1 protein-coding gene is annotated in these 901 nt (G+C 70.0%); it reads right to left on the bottom strand.

From position 1 onward, the window contains the following. On the bottom strand, window positions 1-830 hold an 830-nt coding region (istA, locus tag N801_RS19060; protein WP_035940945.1), incomplete at its 3' end, for an IS21 family transposase. Window positions 831-901 lie beyond the last annotated feature (71 nt).

Below are 901 nucleotides of genomic sequence, written 5' to 3'. Positions count from 1 at the left end.
GCGCACCCGATCCGGCGCACGATCCGCTGGTTCGCGACCGGCAACCACGCCCACAGCTGGGCGTTGAAGTCCGCCGGCGACGTGAACGTACGACCGGGCAGGAACGCGGTCTCCAGGTAGCCGTTCGCGCGTTCGACGATGCCCTTGGCCTCCGGGTCGCCGGGGCGGCACTGATGCACCCCACACCCCAGCACCCCACGGAACGCGTCGAACTCCTCGGTCAGCTTCGGCCTCCCGGCACGCCAGGACCCGACCGCGGACTCGTTGTCCCACACCAGCTCGCGCGGGACCGCGCCCAAGTGCCCGTCCAGCAGCAGCCAGTGACCGGCGATCAGGTCCGGCGCCTGCCGGGAGGGGATCATCGTCGCGAACAGCATCCGCGAGTACCCCGCGGCCATCACCAGAACCGGCGGCCGCCCGACATGCCCGTGTCCCAGCGGGATGTCCACCGGCGGGAACCACAGGTCGCACTGAACCCGATGCCCGGCCACATACGTGGTGCGCGAGGCCGGGTCCGGCGGCAGGTACACCGGCCGCAGCTCACGCACCCGGTCCTTCAGCACCGTGATCGAACGCTGCCAGCCGACCCGTTGCGCGATCACCGTCGACGGCATCGAGGGGTACTCACGCAACAGCTCACGGATCGCCGGCTCGAACCCATCCACACACGAACCCTTCGCCGGCCGCTGGTACCGCGGCGGATCGTCCCTGGCAAGCGCCCGCCGCACCGCGTTCCTCGAGACACCCAGCCGACGCGCGATCACCTTGATCGGCATCGCCTCCGCCCGGTGCAACCTCCGGATCTCCGCCCAGTCCTCCACGCTGATCACCCTCCACAGGGTCGCCGAGGGGGTCCGTTTTCACCCGTCGATCAGGGGTCAGTTTTCACCCGTCGCTGACA

The organism is Knoellia aerolata DSM 18566, from assembly GCF_000768695.1.
Classification (GTDB): domain Bacteria; phylum Actinomycetota; class Actinomycetes; order Actinomycetales; family Dermatophilaceae; genus Knoellia; species Knoellia aerolata.
This window is presented reverse-complemented; position numbering and strand designations above follow the sequence as displayed.